This window comes from Psychromonas sp. (genome assembly GCF_041586535.1).
Classification (GTDB): Bacteria; Pseudomonadota; Gammaproteobacteria; order Enterobacterales; family Psychromonadaceae; genus Psychromonas.
Genome location: NZ_JBFGZY010000065.1, coordinates 1 through 20,611 on the forward strand (window position 1 = coordinate 1; position 20,611 = coordinate 20,611).

The 20,611-nt window shown below is 42.9% G+C and carries 20 protein-coding genes; 8 read left to right on the forward strand and 12 right to left on the reverse strand.

Annotation, left to right across the window (positions count from 1 at the left end):
* Positions 1–241 precede the first annotated feature (241 nt).
* Both ABZA00_RS08865 and ABZA00_RS08870 read left to right on the forward strand, forming a co-directional pair.
* A complete protein-coding gene (locus tag ABZA00_RS08865) occupies positions 242–427 on the forward strand; it encodes a DUF2892 domain-containing protein (RefSeq protein WP_372881798.1) in 186 nt (61 codons plus the stop codon).
* A 213-nt stretch (positions 428–640) separates the two neighbouring features.
* Positions 641–2,344 carry an FAD-dependent oxidoreductase gene (locus tag ABZA00_RS08870; RefSeq protein WP_372881799.1) on the forward strand — a complete coding sequence of 568 codons (1,704 nt, stop codon included), beginning with the start codon at positions 641–643 and terminating at the stop codon, positions 2,342–2,344.
* A 68-nt stretch (positions 2,345–2,412) separates the two neighbouring features.
* Here the strand turns inward: ABZA00_RS08870 and ABZA00_RS08875 are convergent, their stop codons facing one another.
* Complete coding sequence (locus ABZA00_RS08875) at positions 2,413–2,769, reverse strand: glutaredoxin family protein (RefSeq protein ID WP_372881800.1); 357 nt, start codon at positions 2,767–2,769, stop codon at positions 2,413–2,415.
* 111 nt (positions 2,770–2,880) lie between these two features.
* On the opposite strand from ABZA00_RS08875, the gene ABZA00_RS08880 reads away from it, so the two are divergent.
* From ABZA00_RS08880 to nirC, 5 genes are all read left to right on the forward strand, one after another.
* On the forward strand, positions 2,881–3,078 hold the full coding sequence (locus ABZA00_RS08880) for a DUF1289 domain-containing protein (protein WP_372881801.1): 198 nt from the start codon (positions 2,881–2,883) through the stop codon (positions 3,076–3,078).
* The gene (locus ABZA00_RS08885) at positions 3,071–3,871 is read left to right on the forward strand and encodes a dTDP-glucose 4,6-dehydratase (RefSeq protein ID WP_372881802.1); all 801 of its coding nucleotides are present in this window, start codon (positions 3,071–3,073) and stop codon (positions 3,869–3,871) included. The genes ABZA00_RS08880 and ABZA00_RS08885 overlap by 8 nt, the downstream gene beginning before the upstream one ends.
* A 331-nt stretch (positions 3,872–4,202) precedes the next feature.
* Entirely contained in the window at positions 4,203–6,749 is a 2,547-nt protein-coding gene (gene nirB / locus ABZA00_RS08890) for a nitrite reductase large subunit NirB (RefSeq protein WP_372881803.1), read from the forward strand.
* A complete protein-coding gene (gene nirD / locus ABZA00_RS08895) occupies positions 6,749–7,075 on the forward strand; it encodes a nitrite reductase small subunit NirD (RefSeq protein ID WP_372881804.1) in 327 nt (108 codons plus the stop codon). The genes nirB and nirD overlap by 1 nt, the downstream gene beginning before the upstream one ends.
* Positions 7,076–7,242: 167 nt before the next feature.
* Positions 7,243–8,082, forward strand: coding sequence for a nitrite transporter NirC (gene nirC, locus ABZA00_RS08900; protein WP_372881805.1), 840 nt, complete (start codon positions 7,243–7,245; stop codon positions 8,080–8,082).
* Positions 8,083–8,160: 78 nt separating this feature from the next.
* On the opposite strand, the gene ABZA00_RS08905 is transcribed toward nirC, so the two are convergent.
* The 11 genes from ABZA00_RS08905 to ABZA00_RS08955 all read right to left on the reverse strand — a co-directional run bounded on the left by ABZA00_RS08905 (position 8,161) and on the right by ABZA00_RS08955 (position 18,526).
* Positions 8,161–9,144: a calcium/sodium antiporter gene (locus ABZA00_RS08905; RefSeq protein ID WP_372881806.1), complete on the reverse strand. Its 984-nt coding sequence runs from the start codon at positions 9,142–9,144 to the stop codon at positions 8,161–8,163.
* Between the two features lie 91 nt (positions 9,145–9,235).
* Positions 9,236–9,511, reverse strand: a complete 276-nt coding sequence (gene rpoZ / locus ABZA00_RS08910; protein WP_134289049.1) for a DNA-directed RNA polymerase subunit omega — start codon at positions 9,509–9,511, stop codon at positions 9,236–9,238.
* 86 nt (positions 9,512–9,597) lie between these two features.
* Positions 9,598–10,224: a guanylate kinase gene (gene gmk, locus ABZA00_RS08915; RefSeq protein ID WP_372881807.1), complete on the reverse strand. Its 627-nt coding sequence runs from the start codon at positions 10,222–10,224 to the stop codon at positions 9,598–9,600.
* Positions 10,225–10,371: 147 nt separating this feature from the next.
* Positions 10,372–11,286, reverse strand: a complete 915-nt coding sequence (gene coaA / locus ABZA00_RS08920; RefSeq protein WP_372881816.1) for a type I pantothenate kinase — start codon at positions 11,284–11,286, stop codon at positions 10,372–10,374.
* A 25-nt stretch (positions 11,287–11,311) separates the two neighbouring features.
* On the reverse strand, positions 11,312–11,977 hold the full coding sequence (locus tag ABZA00_RS08925) for a uridine kinase (protein ID WP_372881808.1): 666 nt from the start codon (positions 11,975–11,977) through the stop codon (positions 11,312–11,314).
* A gap of 148 nt (positions 11,978–12,125) precedes the next feature.
* Positions 12,126–12,734, reverse strand: a complete 609-nt coding sequence (locus tag ABZA00_RS08930; protein WP_372881809.1) for a DsbA family protein — start codon at positions 12,732–12,734, stop codon at positions 12,126–12,128.
* Between the two features lie 84 nt (positions 12,735–12,818).
* Positions 12,819–13,808 (reverse strand): serine/threonine protein kinase, encoded by a 990-nt coding sequence (locus tag ABZA00_RS08935; RefSeq protein WP_372881810.1) that lies wholly within the window; start codon positions 13,806–13,808, stop codon positions 12,819–12,821.
* A 49-nt stretch (positions 13,809–13,857) separates the two neighbouring features.
* Positions 13,858–15,261 (reverse strand): cytochrome c oxidase accessory protein CcoG, encoded by a 1,404-nt coding sequence (gene ccoG, locus ABZA00_RS08940; RefSeq protein ID WP_372881811.1) that lies wholly within the window; start codon positions 15,259–15,261, stop codon positions 13,858–13,860.
* 258 nt (positions 15,262–15,519) lie between these two features.
* Positions 15,520–16,530, reverse strand: coding sequence for a class II fructose-bisphosphatase (gene glpX, locus ABZA00_RS08945; protein WP_372881812.1), 1,011 nt, complete (start codon positions 16,528–16,530; stop codon positions 15,520–15,522).
* Positions 16,531–16,669: 139 nt separating this feature from the next.
* Complete coding sequence (locus tag ABZA00_RS08950; protein WP_372881813.1) at positions 16,670–17,881, reverse strand: aspartate aminotransferase family protein; 1,212 nt, start codon at positions 17,879–17,881, stop codon at positions 16,670–16,672.
* Positions 17,882–17,941: 60 nt separating this feature from the next.
* Entirely contained in the window at positions 17,942–18,526 is a 585-nt protein-coding gene (locus ABZA00_RS08955; RefSeq protein ID WP_372881814.1) for an aminodeoxychorismate/anthranilate synthase component II, read from the reverse strand.
* Between the two features lie 207 nt (positions 18,527–18,733).
* On the opposite strand from ABZA00_RS08955, the gene ABZA00_RS08960 reads away from it, so the two are divergent.
* On the forward strand, positions 18,734–19,633 hold the full coding sequence (locus tag ABZA00_RS08960; protein WP_372881815.1) for a TIGR01777 family oxidoreductase: 900 nt from the start codon (positions 18,734–18,736) through the stop codon (positions 19,631–19,633).
* Positions 19,634–20,611: the final 978 nt, after the last annotated feature.

The following is a 20,611-nucleotide window of genomic DNA, read 5'->3' on the forward strand; positions in this document are numbered from 1 at the left end:
CTGATAAAATTGAAAAATGTCGCGATCGCACACTTCGTGTGCGTTACTGAAGGTAAGATTGGCCTTGGAATCATGATAAAATCCAAGACCGAACTGAGGGGGTACTAAAAATACGCTGTTTCTGGATGAGAACTAGCTATATTATTTTATTCAACATCTAAATTAGCTAAATATTTATTAGCGTTTTCTAATTCATTTTATTATAATCTTTTTATAAACTGTAGCCAGCGAGGAACAAAAAATGACAATTGAAAATGGCGTTAGGATAGTAGCGGGCTCTATGATTTTGTTTTCCGTTATATTAACTCAGTTTGTTCACCCCGGTTTTATATGGTTCACCGTATTTATCGGCCTGAATTTGCTACAGAGTGCTTTCACCGGAATTTGTCCGGCTACTTTTTTGCTAAAAAAATTTGGTTGTAAATAACAGTTTCCGGACTATATAAATAATTTTTATATAGTCCGGAGTATCAGGTGGATGACGTTGCCGGTATGGTATCGGCAACCGACCCGCACGTCGTTTCACTAAAGATGCACAACTTATTAACTTTGAAAGTGGTTTTTATCTCATCAGATAAGTAACAGAGCACTTTTAAACTTCCCTTTTTATTACCTGTTTTTCAATTTGATGGAGTTCATAATGACAAAAATTGTAATCGTCGGTGGTGTGGCTGGTGGTGCCTCTGCGGCTGCCCGTGCCAGACGCTTAAGCGAAGAAGCTGAAATCATAATGTTTGAGCGTGGAGAGTTCGTTTCTTTTGCGAATTGCGGATTACCCTATCATATTGGTGGTGATATCACAGAAAGAAGCAACCTGCTTCTTCAGACGCCACAAAGCTTCCTGGCGCGTTTTAATGTTGATGTTCGCACTATGAGCGAAGTGGTCAGCATCGATAAAGAAAACAAATCTGTCACTGTTAAGAATCTGCTCGACGGTTCACAATACAGCGAAAGTTACGACTTTCTGGTATTAAGTCCGGGCGCGGCACCTGTTGTTCCGCCAATTCCAGGGATAGATAACCCGATTACACACTCCCTGCGTAATATTCCAGATATGGACAAAATTCTTAATACCATCAAGATGAACCGTCCTGAACACGCCACTGTTGTTGGTGGTGGCTTTATCGGATTGGAAGTGATGGAAGCATTGCATCAGCTGGGAATTAAAACCACCCTTGTCGAACTTGCGGATCAGGTGATGACGCCTGTAGATCGTGAGATGGCAGGTTTTGCCCATGCAGAGATTAAGAGCCGCGGTGTGGAGCTGCGCTTAGGGGTTGCACTGGAAGTGGTAGAATATCATCAGGAAGCACATGTTCCGAATTTAGAAAGTGGTGAGTCTGAAGCGCACGCGCACATTCAGGGTCACCTCAACCTTACCCTGAATAATGGCGATAGGATTAAAACAGAGATGCTGATAATGGCCGTGGGAGTCCGTCCTGAAATTAAACTCGCTCAGGAGGCGGGCCTTAAGATTGGCGATCTTGGCGGGATCTGGACAAACCCGAACATGCAGAGCAGCGATCCTTTTATTTATGCGGTAGGTGATGCAGTTGAAGAAGCTGACTTTGTTACCGGTAAAGCGACGATCGTTCCGCTGGCGGGGCCGGCGAATCGTCAGGGACGTATGGTTGCAGACAATATCTTTGGCCGCGAAGAAACCTATCAGGGTACCCAGGGAACAGCAATATGTAAGATCTTCGATTTAGCCATCGCTTCTACAGGTAAAAATGAGAAAGCACTAAAACGTGAAGGTATTGCCTATAAGAAAGTGTATGTGCATGTGGCCAGCCACGCCAGTTACTACCCCGGTGCTGAAATTATTTCGTTTAAGATGCTCTATTGTCCGAATAGTAAAAAAATTCTCGGTGCTCAGGCAGCGGGTAAAGATGGCGTTGATAAACGTATCGATATTATGGCCGTTGCACAGCGCGCGGGGATGACCATAGAGCAACTACAGCACCTTGAGCTTACCTATGCGCCACCATATGGTAGTGCAAAGGATGTCATAAATCAGGCTGCTTTTGTGGCTAATAATATTGAAAACGGTGATTTGAAAGCTATCCACTTTGATGAACTGGATAGCCTGACAGATCAGCAACTGATTCTTGATGTCAGAACAGCTGCAGAAATTGAGAAATTTGGCACGTTGGAAGGGGCTATTAATATTCCTGTGGATGAACTTCGTCCGCGCATCAGTGAGCTTCCGAAAGATAAGGAGATAATCATTCTCTGTGCTGTTGGTTTACGTGCTAACGTTGCATACCGCCAGCTGGTCAATAATGGTTATAAAGCGCGTAATCTGCTCGGCGGATACCGTACTTATAGCTTCGCCAAAGCCTGATTCAGCCACAACCTGAAACAGAGATCTTGATAGCGGCTGGCGGTCAATTGCCGTCAGCCGTTATAATATCAGGCAAAGCGTGTATTTAAATGCGCAATGATTGCTGATGACTCATATAACCAGGTTACCTGCCCACCTTCTTCAATACGCAGGCAGGGTACCTGTATTTTGCCTCCCTGCTCCTGCAACACAGCTTTATGATCTGCTTGTTTAGCATCTATCGTATTGATATTTAAAGCCTGACGACGCATTGCCCGACGCACTTTCACGCAGAATGGGCATGCTTTGTATTGATAAAGCTGCATATTTTGTGTCTGTGCATCTATCTCTACTTGCTCCTGAAAATCGCGTTTGCGTTTTTTAGGGGTAAAGATAAAGTTAAGTAATAAAATAATTCGACCTAAAATCCAACGAATGACGAACATTGCACACCTCATTTTGTTATAATTTTGTCACTATGTTGTTAACGGGTTGGAAGTGTAACCGAAAGGTTGTTATCAGCAAAATTAACTTTTTATATAATCGGGATTAACAGCATGGGTAATATTAAGTCACCTTGTATTGCGGCTTGTTCATTAAATAAAGACAAAGTTTGTCTGGGCTGTTTTCGCAGTCTGGCAGAAATTTCCCTGTGGGGGCAGGCTGATCAAGAGCAAAAAATCAAAATACTAAACAACAGTAAACTGCGCCAAAAGGGCAGCTTCGTGCTGACTAAGGTCATAACAGATGAATAAGAGTATCAGTATATTAGGTAGCGGTTGGTTGGGATTTCCGTTGGCAAAGCAATTAACATCAGAGTTTGAAAAAGTTAATATTTCCACCCGCTCAGAAGAAAAATCAAAGCTGTTAGAAGGGGTAGGATTGCGGCCATTTATTATTGATATGCAAAACCTGAAAAAGAATATACAGTCGTTTTTACAGACCGATACCTTAATTATCAATGTGACCGGCAAAGATATTAATGCCTTTAAAAACCTGATTAGCGAGATTGAAAAATCACCCGTTAAAGAGGTGTTATTTATCAGTTCAACGTCGGTTTACCCGGAACATAGCGGTTTGTGCAGGGAATCACGGCCCCTGGATATCAGCAGTCACCCATTGCTCGAAATTGAAGCCTTATTTCAGCAGAATACACATTTTAAAAGCACAATATTACGCTTTTCAGGTTTGATTGGCGGTAAGCGTCATCCGGGACGATTCTTTGCAACAGGCAAATCTATCAGGCTGGCAGAAGCCGGAGTGAACCTGATCCACCTTGATGATTGTTTAGCCATTATCGCTATTATTGTCAAGCAGCATGTTTTTCCTGAACTACTCAACTGTTGCGCAGATACTCACCCTCGTAAGGTCGATTTTTATACGGCGAATGCTTTAGCGCTGGGACTGCCAAAACCCCAAATCAGTTCAGAAAACAGACAATCCAATAAAATAGTCAGCAACGAAAAATTGAAAAAACGTCTCAATTATCAATTTATTCATGGTGATCTAATGCAGTTGGATGCCCGTAAAGATTATGATTTAAATTAGCACGGTTGTTGACGTGCTCAAGGGTAAGCTTGGATTTTTTCTTACCCCCCTATTTATTCAATAATCAGGAAGCGGAAGATTTCTGTGTTTCCACCACCTGTTTTTTAGAGTTGAATTTTAAATAATAACCATGATTTAAATCAGGTTATAGCCAATAACATTAGTTACAATGTGGTTTATTTAAGGCTTTTGTGATTTAGATCACTCTTTTTTTTTGTTTTTTCGCTGGATAGTGCGAACAACTCCCATTTACATGATTTCGATCAACTTCATTTTACTTGACTGCTTTACTCTGCCTTGGATTAATCTTTATTAGGTGATGAGGAAAATAATGAGTAAACAAAAGCTAGTTATAATTGGTAACGGCATGGTCGGACATCGTTTTGTTGAAGACTTTGTTGAAAAAGCAGATCTTAATCTATTCGAAATTACAATATTCTGTGAAGAGCCTCGCGTCGCTTATGACCGTGTGCACCTGTCTTCTTATTTTTCTCATCATACAGCCGAAGAGCTTTCTCTGGTTAAAGAGGGTTTTTACGAAAAGCATAATATTAAAGTATTAATTGGCGAACGGGCATTAACCATTAATCGCAGCGAAAAAGTGATCCATTCACAAAATGGACGTGCTGTTTATTATGACAAACTAGTGATGGCAACGGGCTCATACCCTTGGGTGCCGACCATTAAAGGTAATGAAAGCAAAGACTGTTTTGTTTATCGCACCATTGAAGATTTAAATGCCATTGAAGCGACTGCGCGCCACAGTAAAAAAGGTGTGGTTGTTGGTGGTGGTTTGTTAGGCCTGGAAGCCGCTGGTGCGCTTAAAGCGCTTGGTGTCGAGACCCATGTTATCGAATTTGCACCGGTATTGATGGCTGAGCAGCTGGATCAGCAGGGCGGAGCGATGCTGCGCCGTAAAATTGAAAGTATCGGGGTGAATGTTCATACCGGTAAAAATACGCTGGAAATCATCCCGTCAGGAGAAACTGCGCGCAACACCATGAAGTTTGCCGACGGTACAGACCTGGAAGTGGATTTTATTGTGTTTTCAACGGGTATCCGTCCGCAGGATAAATTAGCCAAACAATGTGGTTTGGTGACTGCCGGCCGTGGCGGTATCGAGATTAATGATCAATGTGTGACCTCTGATCCGGATATTTTTGCTATTGGCGAATGTGCTTCCTGGAATGAAAAATTCTTTGGCCTGGTCGCACCTGGCTACAGTATGGCTAAAATAGCCGCTGATACCATACTCGGCCGCGAAAATGCGTTCACCGGCGCAGATATGAGCGCTAAATTAAAACTGTTAGGTGTTGATGTTGGCAGTATTGGCGATGCGAATGGCCGTACACCTAACTGTCAAAGTTATGTCTATGTGGACGAAAACAAGTCAGTCTACAAACGTATTATTGTTTCTGAAGATGGTAAGTTATTATTGGGTGCCGTGTTGGTTGGTGATACGGAAAGCTACAGTGACCTGCTGCAGTACAAATTAAATGCCATTGAACTGCCCAAGCACCCGGATTCATTAATTCTTCCTGCCCATGCCGGCGCCAGTTCTGGCGGGTTAGGCGTTGATGCACTGCCGGAAACCGCACAGGTATGTTCCTGTTTTGACGTAAAGAAAAGTGATATCGCTGATGCGGTTGCCGCTGGTCATACGACTATTGGCGCGATTAAAAAAGAAACGGGTGCCGGTACAGGTTGCGGTGGCTGCGTACCATTAATCACTCAGGTGTTAAATGCTGAATTGAAAAAACAGGGTGTTGAAGTTAAGAATCATCTCTGTGAGCATTTTGAGTACTCCCGTCAGGAACTCTTCCACCTGATCCGTATTGAAGGTATTAAAAGCTTCAAAGAGTTATTAAGCAAATATGGCAAAGGTTACGGCTGTGAAGTATGTAAGCCAACAGTGGGATCAATTTTAGCGTCCTGCTGGAATGGTTACGTTTTGTCCAAAGAAAATAACGGCCTGCAGGATACCAATGATATTTTCCTCGGTAATATGCAGAAAGACGGTACCTACTCGGTTATTCCGCGTATGGCGGGCGGTGAAGTCACTCCCAAAGGCCTTGCTGTTGTGGCAAGCGTTGCCGAGCAATACCAGCTTTACACTAAAATTACCGGTGCGCAACGGATCGGTCTGTTCGGTGCTCATAAAGGTGATTTACCGGATATCTGGAAACAGCTTATCGATGCCGGTTTTGAAACCGGACATGCTTACGCGAAATCTCTGCGTATGGTAAAAACCTGTGTCGGCAGTACCTGGTGCCGCTTCGGTGTGCAGGACAGTGTTGGTTTAGGCGTAGAGTTAGAAAACCGTTACAAAGGGTTACGTACACCGCATAAAATGAAATTTGGTGTTTCCGGTTGTACCCGCGAGTGTGCTGAAGCACAAGGTAAAGATGTTGGTATTATCGCAACGGATGCAGGCTGGAATCTGTATGTTTGTGGTAACGGCGGTATGAAACCTGAGCACGCTAAACTGCTGGCCAGTGATTTAGATAAACAGACCCTGATTCAGTACCTGGACCGCTTTATGATGTTTTATGTGCGCACTGCGGATAAATTGACCCGGACTTCTGTCTGGTTACAAAATCTCAGCGGCGGCATTGAATACTTACAGGAGGTGATTGTTGATAACAAACTGGGGATTAATGACCAGCTGGAAAAAGAGATGCAGGCGGCAATAGAAAGTTACCAATGTGAGTGGGCGGCAACCTTATCGGATCAGGAGCAGTTGCAACGCTTCGCGCACTTCATCAACAGTGACGCACAAGACGACAATGTTGTCTTTACCCCTGAACGCGGTCAAAAACGTCCTGCATTTGTTGACGAAAAAGCACCTGTATATGCAATTAATCTGGAGGAAGCGTAATGAGCAAGTGGATTAAAGTCTGTGAACTAAACAAAATTTTTCCGGCGACCGGGGTCTGCGCACTAGTCGATGGCAAACAGGTGGCAATTTTCCGCCCAAGTGAAGAAGAGCAGGTTTACGCTATTAATAATATGGATCCCTTTGCACGATCTAACGTTTTGTCGCGCGGTTTGATTTGTCAGCATGAAGAGCAGCTGTGGGTGGCATCACCTCTTAAAAAGCAGCGTTTTAACCTGATTGACGGCTCCTGCCTGGATAACGATGAGGTCAGCGTTGAAGCCTATAAAGCCCGGGTTGCTGAAGGCTTTGTGGAAGTGCATCTGTAAACGCTTCTGCTATTAAGATGTTCGCGGGCTGTGATAGTGAATCCTGCCCGTGAACTATAAAAATATCTGTAACTGCTTTGCCCCTTTTTTTGGGGGGGATGTGTAAAAAACACACAGGTCAGACGCTGAGTGGTTACAAATATTTTTAAAAAACTAAGGAAAACAACATGTACGCAGACAGCATAATAAAATGTTCAGCAACCGCAGCGCGGATCGTCAAATTTGCCAGAACGGATAAACTAGGATTTATGATCAGCTCAGCAATGGCAGGTGCTTACGTTGGCTTAGGTATTATCTTAATCTTCACTTTGGGTAATATTGTAGATCCGGCGATTCGCCCAATTGTGATGGGCTCATTCTTTGGTATCGCATTAACACTGGTTATTATTGCCGGCTCGGAGCTGTTTACCGGGCATACGATGTTTTTAACCTTTGGCGCGTTAACTAAAGAGATCAGCTGGAAAGATAAATTTACCGTATTACCGCAAACCTGGATAGGTAACCTGTTAGGCTGCATCGCCTTGGCGGTTATATTTATGTACGCTGGCGGCGGTAAACTGATGGGCTTTGAAGATAGTCTTATTCACAAAGTGGCATTAGCTAAAACATCTGCCCCGGCAATGGTTTTATTTGCTAAAGGTATTTTATGTAACTGGTTAGTTTGTTTAGCGATCTGGATGTGTGTGCGTACTGAGGGTACGGGCCGTTTCATCGCTATCTGGTGGTGTTTAGCTGCCTTTATTGCCTGTGGTTACGAGCACAGTATTGCTAATATGACTATTTTTGCAATTTCTTACTTAGGTGACTCAAAAGAAGCCTTCACATTGGCGGGCATTGGTCATAACCTGCTATGGGTTTCTCTCGGTAATCTATTCAGTGGGGCGCTGTTTATGGGAGCCGGATACTGGTTCTCAACGCCCAAAGCGGATCGCCCTGTACTCGCCGGAACAAATGCAGCAGCAGTGGCGAAAGATGGAACAGAGCAACTCTCAGCTAAAGCCGTTTAATAAATATTGTAAATTTTAGAGTAAAAAAAAGGGGCTGTGCATTGATATGCACAGCCCCTTTTTTATAAGGTGAAATTGTTATTTTGCTGTCATATCAATAAATAACCAGACCATATAAGCGATATAAGCGGCCAACAATAACCCTCCTTCAATGCGGCCTAAACGGCCGGTTTTACCTTTCCGCCAGGTGATGGAGAAAATCATCAGGGCAACCGTCAGGCCGATCATCACCGGGTAATCACGAATTAATACTTCAATATCAAAGCTGTCCGGATGAATTAATCCTGGCAATGCCATCACGCCGAGGATATTAAAGATATTTGAGCCGATAATATTGCCCACCGCCAGATCAAACTCCTGCTTGCGCGCGGCGGCAAGGGTCGCTGCCAGCTCAGGTAAACTGGTACCAATCGCAATAATAGTCAGACCGATAATTAAATCACTGACGCCAAAATAGAGTGCGATATCTACTGCGCCCCAAACCAGAATACGGGAGGCTGCAATCAGCAGTACAATACCTACGACCAGCCATTTTAACGCTTCGCCTTTACTGACCTCTTCCGGCAGCTCATCAAGGATCTCCTGAGAGAGGATATCGTCACTGTGGCTTTTGGCTTCCCAGACCGAGTAACTCACCATGGCAAACATCAGGGCCAATAAGATCAGGCCGTCGAAAAAGGCGAGTTTTTGATCCCAGAGTAAAAAGAAACTGAGCATAATAACGCCGAGCAATAACGGCATCTCCCGCTTGACCAGTTTAGAGTGAATATGCAGCGGGTAGAAAATAGCAGTCACACCAAGCATTAAACCAATATTGGTAATATTTGAGCCTATCGCATTACCGATAGACAGTCCGGTATTACCTTCAGCGGCCGCCATCGCGGAAACCAGCATTTCCGGTGCTGAGGTGCCCAGACCGACAATAACGACACCGACAATCAGCGGCGAGATAGAAAAACTGCGGGCGGTATTTGAGGCGCCTAAAACGAATTTATCCGCGCTCCAGATGAGCAGGGCAAAACCGACAATAATAGCAAGGGTGGGGAGTAATAATGTGATCACAACTGGTGGGCTCCTTGTTTAATAAACATAAAAAAACGCCGGACATCTGCATGTTCGGCGTTTTTTATCAATACGTTGCTAAGATCGGTTATTAACCGCGACCTTCAGCGATAGCCGCAACAGCAGCTAATTCAGCAGCTTGTTTTTCATGTTTTTCCTGGCGATCCTGGATATCCATCAGCTCATTAGTGATTAGATTTTCTTCAATTTCACGTAAAGCGATAACCGTAGGCTTATCATTTTCAGGATCAACCAAAGGTGTTTTACCTTGAGTTGCAAGCTGACGAGCTCGACGAGATGCCATTAAGATAAGATCAAAACGATTACCAACTACATTTACTGCATCTTCAACGGTTACACGTGCCATTGCTGAACTCCAAAAATTTAATTACACAAAAACGGGCGCTCATTATACGTTCAAATTGAGAATTGATCCACAAACTTCTCTACAGATTATTCTGCCAACAACTCTTGAATAGTAGTGCGATGCTTAATCGCCTGCTTATTTTGGGCGTTTCGTTCAGCTGTAATGATCGCTGATAACTCTTCTCTTGCAGTGTCAAAGTCATCATTAATGATCAGATAATCATATTCATCAAAGTGTGACATTTCTGCCCGGGCCTGCTGCATGCGTTTGGCGATCACCTCTGCGCTGTCCTGACCGCGTTTATTTAAACGCGCTTCCAGTTCAGCACGGCTTGGCGGTAGAATAAAAATTCCTCTGGCCTGCGGCATCATTTCGCGAACCTGACGGGCACCCTGCCAGTCAATATCTAAAAAGATATCGATACCTTTTGCCAATGCCTGCTCGATAGTCACCCGCGACGTGCCGTAATAATTACCAAAAACCTCTGCCCATTCAAAAAAAGCATTTTCTGCAATCAGCTTTTTAAAGGCTTCTTTACTGACAAAGTGGTAATGCTCACCATCTGCTTCACCGACACGCGGCGCACGCGTTGTGTGAGAAACGGAAACTTGTGTTTGCCAGTCTCTTTTTTCAGCCAAAAGCGCATTGATAAGGCTGGATTTTCCAGCACCACTTGGTGCGGATACAATATAAAGTGTGCCGACTTGGGACATAAACAACCATTCCTGAAAATATTAATAGGCATTGACCATCCATTGTAGCTTGAAAGTGGATGGTTATTTTTGCGAGTCGCGGATTATCCCCTATTTTTAGAAGGATGTCTTTGCATTGCGCTATTAATTTTTACAATTTGTCAGTACTTATTTACGCAGTTTAACGCTTTCTACCTGATGATTAGCCGCCTTGGTCAGGATCAGATTGGCTCTGTCGCGGGTCGGGCGGATGTTTTCTTGTAAATTGATGCCATTGATCTCATCCCATATTTTTTTAGCTATTTCAATAGCCTGGCTTTCTTCCATTTGTGAATAACTGTGAAAATAAGCCTTAGGATCAGTAAAGGCGCCTTCCCGAAACTTTAAGAAACGCTGTACATACCACTCTTTTAAAAGCGCGGTATCTGCATCAACGAAAATGGAAAAGTCTACAAAGTCAGAGACAAAAGTGCGCTGCGGGTGATGCGGGTAATTAATGGCACTTTGTAATACATTCAAACCCTCCAGGATAACAATATCCGGTTTTTCAAGATGTAATTTTTTATCCGGCAGTATATCGTAAGTCAAATGTGAATATATTGGTGCAGTGATCGATTCTTTACCGGATTTGATTGCCGCAACAAAATCAATTAAGGCTTTGATATCAAAACTTTCCGGAAATCCCTTTTTGTGCATTATATTGCGGGCAACAAGTTCCTTATTGGGCCGTAAAAAACCATCGGTGGTCACTAATGCAACTTTGGGATGCTCCGGCCAGTGCGATAACATTGCCTGAAGGATCCGCGCAGTAGTACTTTTACCCACCGCAACGCTGCCCGCAATACCAATAATATAGGGGACGTTTTCATGATTACTGTTTAAAAACTTATCCCTTACGGTATGGCGACTCTGTTGTGACTGAACATATAAATTAAGCAGGCGGGACATCGGCAGATAGATATCAACCACTTCCTGGATGGAAAGAGATTCGTTAATCCCCTGCAGCTGTTGTAAATCATCTTCAGAGAGAGTGAGTTCGACGTTGTCTCGTAACTCGGCCCATTTTTGCCTTTCAAAGTGCATATAAGCATTATGGGCATTATATTGGTCAGCGCAGACAGTCGTTTGTATTTTCACCAGTTTCCTGCTCTATATAAATTGATTTAGCTTTAATTTGTGGATGATCCGCATTGATATGATATTGCCCGGCAGGTTTGATTAAATTTTCAAAGAGGTTAACTAATGCCTGTTGAGACTGTTCGACATCGTTTTGGCTGACCAAACGCTCAAAAGCCGCATCATAATCACTGACCACCCAGCAGGTATAGTCATAAAGATTTAAATATGCTTCCTGAAGAAGATACACACCTTCAATGATAATAATATCAATATTGTCAAAATCATATTCAACGGTACGCGGATTCATTACATCGTCAAGGGTGACAGATGTTTTGATACTGCCAAATAATTTTAAAGGTAAAATAAGCTCTTCGAACATTTCATCAAAGCGGTAGGCATTAAGGTAATACTCTTCCGGACTGTTCATAATATTGAAACGGATGCTTTTTGCCGCTTCCCAGTCGTCAGTATGGACAACAGCAACGCGTGCTCCTTCCCTCGCCAGTGCATCAGCAACTTTTTCGCTTAAAGCGCGCTTGCCGCCGCCTTCAATACCGCTGATTGCAAAGATTTGTGCTTTTGTTGATTCATTTTTATTATAAAGTTCGAGTAAAGCCGATTTTAGTTCGGCCGGGTTGTTAAAAATGGCTTTCAAATGGGCTGTTCCTTTCTTAATGGCAGGTAAGGCTTAACACGCAGCCTTTATGCCAAATGCCGTAGAATAGGCTATTTACAGCATCTTCTGCGGCATTGTTTATTTTACAGTAACGCGTTATTCTGATTATAAAAAATACCGTCGGGTATTACCCTTTCTTTTGCGTTAAGAAGGTGACCAGCTCGACAAATTCGGCAGTGCTTTTTACCGAGCCCGTGTTGACTTTATATTTGCCATTGACAATTAAGGTCGGTACGCCACGAATTGCGAATGTTTCGGTATCACGTTTCATTTGCGATGCTAATCCGCTGACCGGAAAACTGGCTAATGCGCCTGTTGCTTCCTGCTTACTAATACCTGCTTTTTCAAAGAGCTCAATAACACCTTCACGGCCGTTAATGTTTTTCTTCTGAGTATGGATTTGATCAAAAATAAGGCTTGATAGTTTATCTTCTACCTTGAGGATCTCTGCAGCTGCATAGGCCTGAGTTAGTTCCGGCCCCATCTGTTTACCCAAAAAGTTTACATGTACTTTTTTTATCTTCACGTCCTCTGGTAACTGTTTCTTAAGGTTGCTAATCAGGGGCTCGAATTGAAAGCAGTGCGGGCAGTAAAAGGAAAAAAACTCTTTTACTTCCGGAGTTGCCGTCGCTGTTTGTTTGATCACTTCGTAGTGCACCCCTTCTTTAAAATCAGCTGCTTGTGCAGAAAGAGGAAATAAGATAAGCCCTATAACAAGTGCAAAAATCTTTTTCATATTATTTTCCTTTATTAAATTTATCTGTGTTTTTAATTACTTAACGAAATCCGAGCATCTTGAAATATCATGGCTATATTATATTTAATAACCCGGTTGTAAAGAGATCGGCGTTTCCTGCAGGGCGATTAATTGATCCTGCAGCGATTTTAGCAACTCTCTCCAGTATTGGTCTGTGCTAAACCATGGAAAGTTCAACGGAAAGGCCGGATCAGACCAGCGTTTACTCAGCCAGTTGACATAATTAATCATACGCATGGTACGTAACGGTTCAATTAAGTACAACTGTTTCAGGTCAAATTCATATTCCTCTTCATAACCTTCTAATAACATTGACAGCTGTAGCTGTTTGTCCTGGGGTGTGCCATTCAACAACATCCAAAGATCCTGAATGGCAGGGCCCATTCTGCAGTCATCAAAATCGACAAAATAAGGCGAGTCATCGCGCAGCAGAATATTGCTGGCATGACAATCGCCATGTAAACGGATTATTTTATGCTTATGACGGTTAAATTGGATGGTGACTTCACGCTCAAGGGTTGCTAATACGCTAAATAATGGCTCACGGACAGATGCGGGAATATAAACACTGCTGCGCAGTTGTTTAATCGGGTTGGACAGCATGGTGCTGATATCCAGCGCCTCTCTATGTTTAAAACCCTCCTGAGCAGCAATTCGGTGCATTTTTCCTAAAGCGCTACCGATATCATAAAGAATATCAATATTATCAAGCTCCATAGAGCGTGCTGATAAACTGGGGAACAGGGCAAAATAGTAACCGGCAAAGTGAAATAACGTTTGCCCGTTAATTTCTACCGGAGAGGCTACCCGGCATCCGTTATTATACAGTTGCTGGCAAAATTGGAGTTCCTCTTTTAATTGCGCTTCGTTCCAGCGTTGCGGTCTATAAAACTTAACCACGTAGCGAACTTTATTTTCATCGGTAAATAAAAAGACGCGATTTTCATAGGAGTTGAGAGAAATTAACCCTGACTCAGGATAGATAGCAATGGATGCTAAAGCATCAAGCTGCAGTTCAGGTGTAAGAGATTGATAACTAAAATTGGCATTCATGTGTTTTTACTCGTTAACAAGCCCTGAATAAACAGGGCTTAAGACATTGTTACAAACCAATAAAAAATGTTGTTTGTTGTTCAATCTTTTCAATTTCACCGGATGCACTGGTCAGCGTAATAGTGATATTGATCCTTTTTTCCTTAACACCATAAGGATCAACGGCAATTGCGATCGGTTGCGTTAATACCTCACCTGATTTTATTATAATCTGCTTCGGACCGATAAGCTGTGCGCTCTGCAGGCCGGAAAACGATAAGTTATAGGTTTGGGTTTTGATGGTTTTATTGAGTATTTTTAAGGTGTAAGTGTTTTCAATTAAGCCTTCGCTATTCTCGCGGTATAATGCATTGCGATCCCGGAGAATCTCCATTTCCGCACTGCTCAAGTTAACAATATTCACCACAAACATAGCCAGCATGGCCAGCAGTAGAGCACCATAACCGATAATTTTGGGGCGTAATACTTTGGTTTTTTTACCCGCCAGCTTCTGCTCGGTAGTATAAGATATTAGTCCGCGCGGATAGCCCATTTTATCCATTGTCTGATCGCAGGCATCAATGCAGGCCCCGCAGTTAATGCATTCATATTGTAAACCGTCGCGAATATCGATGCCCGTCGGGCAGACCTGCACACACAGATCACAGTCAATGCAGTCACCCAAGCCTAACTCTTTGGGCGAGTCTTTACGTCTGCGTGGACCACGGGCTTCTCCGCGTTGGTTATCATAGCCGACAATAAAGGTATCTTTATCAAACATGGCTGACTGAAAACGTGCATAGGGACACATATGCAGGCAGACAATGGATCTCATCCAACCGGCATTGATATAGGTGGCGGCGGCAAAAAAGAGAACACAAGCAGTGATAGTAAAACCGGCATTAAAGGTAAAAAAATCAGCATATAGCTCATTAACCGGCACAAAATAAGATGAAAAAGCCAAGCCGGTCAGTAATGAAACGGTTATCCAGCCTGTATGCTTGGCGGTTTTGCGCCATATTTTATTAAAACTCCAGGGCATCTGATCCAGACGTTTGCGTTTATTGGCAGTGCCTTCAAAACGCTCCTCAAACCAGATGAAAATAAATGTCCAGACCGTTTGCGGGCAGGTATAACCACACCACACCCGGCCCAAATAGGTGGTAAAAAAGAACAGAGCAAAAGCGGCAATAATAAAAATCCAGGCGAGCAGGGTGAGATCCTGCGGAAAAAGCGTCATATTGAAAATATGATACTGCTGATCTGCAATATCAAATAAAATGGCTTGGTGGTCATTCCAGCGGATCAACGGTAATGCAACAAATAAAAGAATCAGGCCCCAACCTGTATAACGGCGTAATGTCTGATAAAAACCATAAACAGCGCGTACATAAATGCGCTTACTCGGATTGTAACGGTCTGTACTGCTGCTTGTACTGCTTTTTATCTCTTTGATTTTTATGCGTTCATTCATCAATGGGCCTTAAGATGCAAGATGTTGAGAGGCCATTATAAGGGAAGTTTATTAAAGAATAACAATCCATTTACAGATATTTTATTTTTACGGGGGGAAGGGGGACTTAAGAAGTGTACTTTAAAAGGGTGCGGAATTACCGTTCTGCCGCGCTGCGAAAATGGATAAGCAGCATATCCATTTCCGCATAGGCTATATACCCATGCTACTTCAAAATGCTTTGACGTTGCATCTTGAAGTATCATGGGTATCTCAGTGTTACAGAATGATATCTTTCAGATTCGGATCTTTTCTATCCAGGTAATGGGTAGAGTGGATACGGCGGATGGTACGTGATTTACCGCGGACTAATAATGTTTCCGTGGTTGCCATGCGCCCATAGGTCTTAACCCCTTCAACTAAGTCACCTTTAGTGATACCTGTTGCCGAGAAGATAACATTGTCATTTTTTACCAGGTCTTCAAGTTTTAACACTTTATTCACTTCAATCCCGGCCGCTTCGCAGCGCGCAACTTCTTCTTTACCAATTCTGATGTTCTCTTCTGTTGGTTCTTTGACCATAGGACGAGGTATCAGGCGTGCCTGCATATTACCGTCTAACGCACGCACAACCGCTGCAGAGATAACCCCTTCAGGTGCGCCACCGATGCAATAAAGTACGTCAACCTGATTGTCGGGCATACAGGCTAATACTGAGATAGCCACATCACCATCAGGAATGGCAAAAACACGTACACCCAGGCCCTGTATCTCTTTGATCATGCGATCATGTCTTGGTTTTGCTAAGGTCGCCACGGTTAAATCTGTTAATGGCTTGCCTAATGCGAAGGCAATGGCTTTTAAGTTTTGCTCTAAAGAGCGGTTTAAATCAATCGCATCTTTGGCATTTGGTCCGACAATTAATTTTTCCATATACATATCAGGCGCACGTAAAAAACTGCCTTTTTCACCCACTGCTAATACTGCAAGCGCGTTAGACTGCCCCATTGCAGTCATACGTGTTCCTTCGATAGGATCTACGGCAATATCTACAGCATCTCCGATCTTTGTGCCGACATGCTCACCGATATAAAGCATTGGCGCCTCATCGATTTCGCCTTCACCAATAACGATTTCGCCGTCAATATCAACTTGATTGAAAATCAAACGCATTGCTTCCACGGCTGCAGCATCCGCTATGTTTTTATCACCCCGACCGAGCCATTTATAAGCGGCTAATGCCGCTGCTTCTGTTACTCGAGAAAATTCTATTGCCAGTTCGCGTCTCATTTTTTGAGCTCCCACTTTATAATTTTTTTGTTAATTTTCGGAGCTAACCATAATAAACAGCTGCTCACAATGTTTTGTTCTTTTGGGCGTGTTGATCTTTTGCGCTTAAAAGCACTGCGAAAGATAAGCACGTCCTAAATTATTCAGCCAGTACTTTTACTGCCTGTTTAAATTTGTCCATGGCTTGTTCTAATAATTGATCGCTGATATTAAGTGCCGGTGTGAAACGGATAACACTTGCACCGGCCATCAGTACTAATAACCCCTGATCCGCACATGCCAGTAGTAAATCCTTAGCCCGGCCCTGGTACTGCTCATTTAAAACTGCACCCAGTAGTAGCCCACTGCCACGGATTTCTTCAAAGGCATGATATTCATTGTTAATCTCTTCCAGAGCCTGACGTATTAAACGCTCTTTTTCTTTTACCCCGTTTAACATAGCCTGGTTGTTAATCAGATCAAAAGCTTTACTGGCAACCGCACAGGCAAGCGGATTACCGCCAAAGGTGGTACCGTGTGTTCCTACCGTCAGACTGCCGGCAAACTTATCCAAGGTTAACATTGCAGAAATTGGGAAACCAGCACCCAATGCCTTTGCCGAGGTTAATACGTCGGGAATGATGCCTAAATCCATATAAGCAAATAATGAACCTGTACGGCCCATGCCGGTCTGCACTTCGTCTAAAATCATCAGGGCGTTATATTTATCGCAAAGCTTACGGATACCCTGGGCAAAAGCTTTATCTATGGGTAATACACCCCCTTCACCCTGCAGGGGTTCAAGTATAACCGCACAGGTCTTATCTGACATGGCTTTTTCTAAGCCACTCAAATCATTATAATCAAGGTGGGTTATATCGGCAGGTTTTGGTCCGAAGCCATCGGAGTAAGGCGCGTGCCCGCCGGTACTGACAGTGAAAAAAGTTCGTCCATGAAAACCATGGTGAAAGGCTATAATTTCAGTCTTTTCTTTGCCATAGTGATCAAAGGCATAACGACGCGCCAATTTGAGTGCAGCCTCATTGGCTTCTGCGCCGGAGTTGGCAAAAAAAACCTTTTCAGCGAAGGTGTTGGCAACTATCTTTCGGGCTAATTCCAGGGTGGGTTCGTTGGTAAAATAATTACTCATATGCCATAATTTTTTGGCTTGCTCAGTGAGTGCTGCAACCAGTTCCGGATGCGCATGCCCCAGCGCGTTAACCGCAATACCGCCGGTTAAGTCTATATATTCATTATTTTCCTGATCCCACACACGAGAGCCCTCGCCACGAACTGGGATCATGGCTAATGGGGAATAGTTAGGTACCATAACCTGATCAAAAAGAGAGCGAGTGATTGCTGTGTTTGACATATCTAAATCCTTTCCAAGAAAATAACAAATTGTTGACTAAATAGGCCCTAATATACGCGCTTATTTTTTGAAACCAAGTGATTGCTCAATAAAATTCTTCAGCAGTTTCAAACCCTGTTCTGACATAATACTTTCGGGATGAAATTGAACTCCCTCAAGCGCTAATGTTTTATGACGGATAGCCATTATTTCATTACCGTTAAGCACTCTTGCCGTTGTCTCCAGGCAGTCAGGGAGGGTATCCGGCTGCAGCAGCAGACTATGATAGCGGGTGATATTTAACGGGTTATTTAATCCCTTGAATACACCTTTTCCGTCATGAGTGATTAATGAGTTTTTACCATGCATCACTTTGTCTGCACGTACAACCTGTGCACCAAAAACCTGACCGATACTCTGATGCCCGAGACAAACGCCTAATAAAGGAATTTGACCGGCAAAGCGTTCAATGGTTTTTAAGGAGATGCCCGCTTCATTAGGTGTGCAGGGCCCCGGCGAAATAACGATCTGATCCGGATTCAAATCAGCAATCTCCCTTAAACCGATTTGATCATTTCTTTTGACTATAACTTCTTGTTTTAATTGTCCAAAATATTGCACCAAATTGTAGGTAAAAGAGTCATAGTTATCGATCATCAACAGCATTTGAAAATTACCTATAATAAAATAGCAAATAGTTATTTTATCATTACATCAGCAAACAACCTACACTAAAAGAAATCCATTTAATCAGTTGCGGGAAAACAACAGTTGCAGCTGCTGATCTATTGATCGTTTATCTACGTAGTTAGTCTGACTACCTGCAGATAATCTGACTGGAGCAGAACTTTCAAATAAGTTATCGGAGTTTTTATGGTTAAGGGTAAGGTATTAATAAGTGGTTCATCAGGTCTTGTCGGCTCTGCTTTAACAAGGCTGTTAATCTCGCAGGGGTATTCGGTCGGACGCTTATTACGTTATCAGCAAGCTGACCAGCCTTACTGGGATATTAATGCTAAGCAGCTGCTACTCAAAGAGTTCGCTAATCCCGATGTGGTTATCCATCTGGCCGGGGAAAATATTGGCAATGGACGCTGGACTGAAGCTAAAAAAAAGAAGTTAGTGGATAGCCGGATTTTATCTACGAAATTACTGGTTGAGCATTTTAACACACAGACACCCGCGCCTAAACTCTTTATCTGCGCTTCAGCGATTGGTTTTTACGGTAATAGAGGCCGGGAAAAACTTGATGAGTTCAGCAGTGCCGGCACTGATTTTGTCAGTCAGTTAGCACTGCAGTGGGAAGAAAGCAGTCAGGTAATTAAACAGAGCGGCACACGGTTGGTGAACCTGCGTACTGGTATTGTTATCAGTAAAAAGGGCGGCGCCCTGGGAAAAATGTTATTGCCCTTTAAAATGGGCTTCGGCGGTCAAATTGGCTCTGGCGAGCAGATAATGAGCTGGATTGATATTAATGATATGGTTCGCGCTATTTTATTTATCATTGAAAATGAGTCTGTTAAAGGTCCGGTAAACATGGTCTCGCCAAACCCGGTAAATAATCGCTTATTTAGCCAGTTACTTGCGAAGCAGTTAAGGCGCCCCTGTATTTTTCCAATGCCGGCATGCATGGTTAAGCTGCTATTTGGTGAGATGGGGGATGAATTGTTACTTTCAAGTACGTATGTGCAGCCTAAAAAGTTGCTGGAAGCGGGGTTTGTTTTTCACTATAAAAAACTGGAGGAGAGTTTATTGAAGCAGTTGGGAGATTAATTTCTGCTAAAGGAAAGGGCAGCCAAAGCTGCCCTAAGTTTAGTCACTCTATCTGTCCGTGATAGTCGCAGCTCCCTGCTGTATTTCCTTTGACTACTGCCAAACTAGGCATCCATTTCCCCAATCCATTGAGGTAAATCCATTTTTCTCCATATCAGATAAACGATCCCGTTTATCAACCATCTCCCTTTCCTTAGGAGGTGTCCTTTTTTGTCATCCTGACTTAGTTATACCAGTCCCTGATACCACTAATAACTTTCATCCTGAAAGTATCCTTACTACGTCCTGTAGTTTATCCCTTTATCATCCTGAACTATAAAACAGCCTTGTTTTATAACCTCCTAATCCCAGGAGTGTCCTTATGTCTTCCCGACAAGATAAAAATCCCTGTTTATCTTTAACAACGTCCTGTTGTTATCCTTGCTATGATTGTTTTACTTCCTGTAAAACCATCTCCGTCCCTGCACGAGTAATAATATGCCCTTTTCCTATAAATTTATGTGTAAAAACAACAACTTTCTTGGTTTATGAGAAAAGAAAAAATAAAAATCCTTTTAATTACAATGAGTTGATGTTTTTTATGCAGCTAATAAAGCTATTTTTCACAAGCTTAATTTGCACAATATCGTCTGCAAGGAATGGTCAATCTCTTACAAAATAACTTTGTACATTATAAATAATGTAAATGTTATCAGATAGTTGCTGTTTGTTTTTTGTACAGCAAGGGTAAGTGAAAGCTTTAAAAGTGCGCAGGACGTTTGATTGAGCAACGGCAGGCATGGGTGATGGAAAAGAGCAGTTATTGTTAACCGCTTGCGCTGACTCCCCTTTATCTGGATTATACCAATTCCGTTAATTAGATGATCTATTTAGGCGTAGGAAAAATGGATGAAAGCAAGGCATTGATTGCAGTAACTAGTTGTTCTAATTGCAAAATCAATAACGAAGCTAGCATTCATTTTAACAAGCATAAATGAA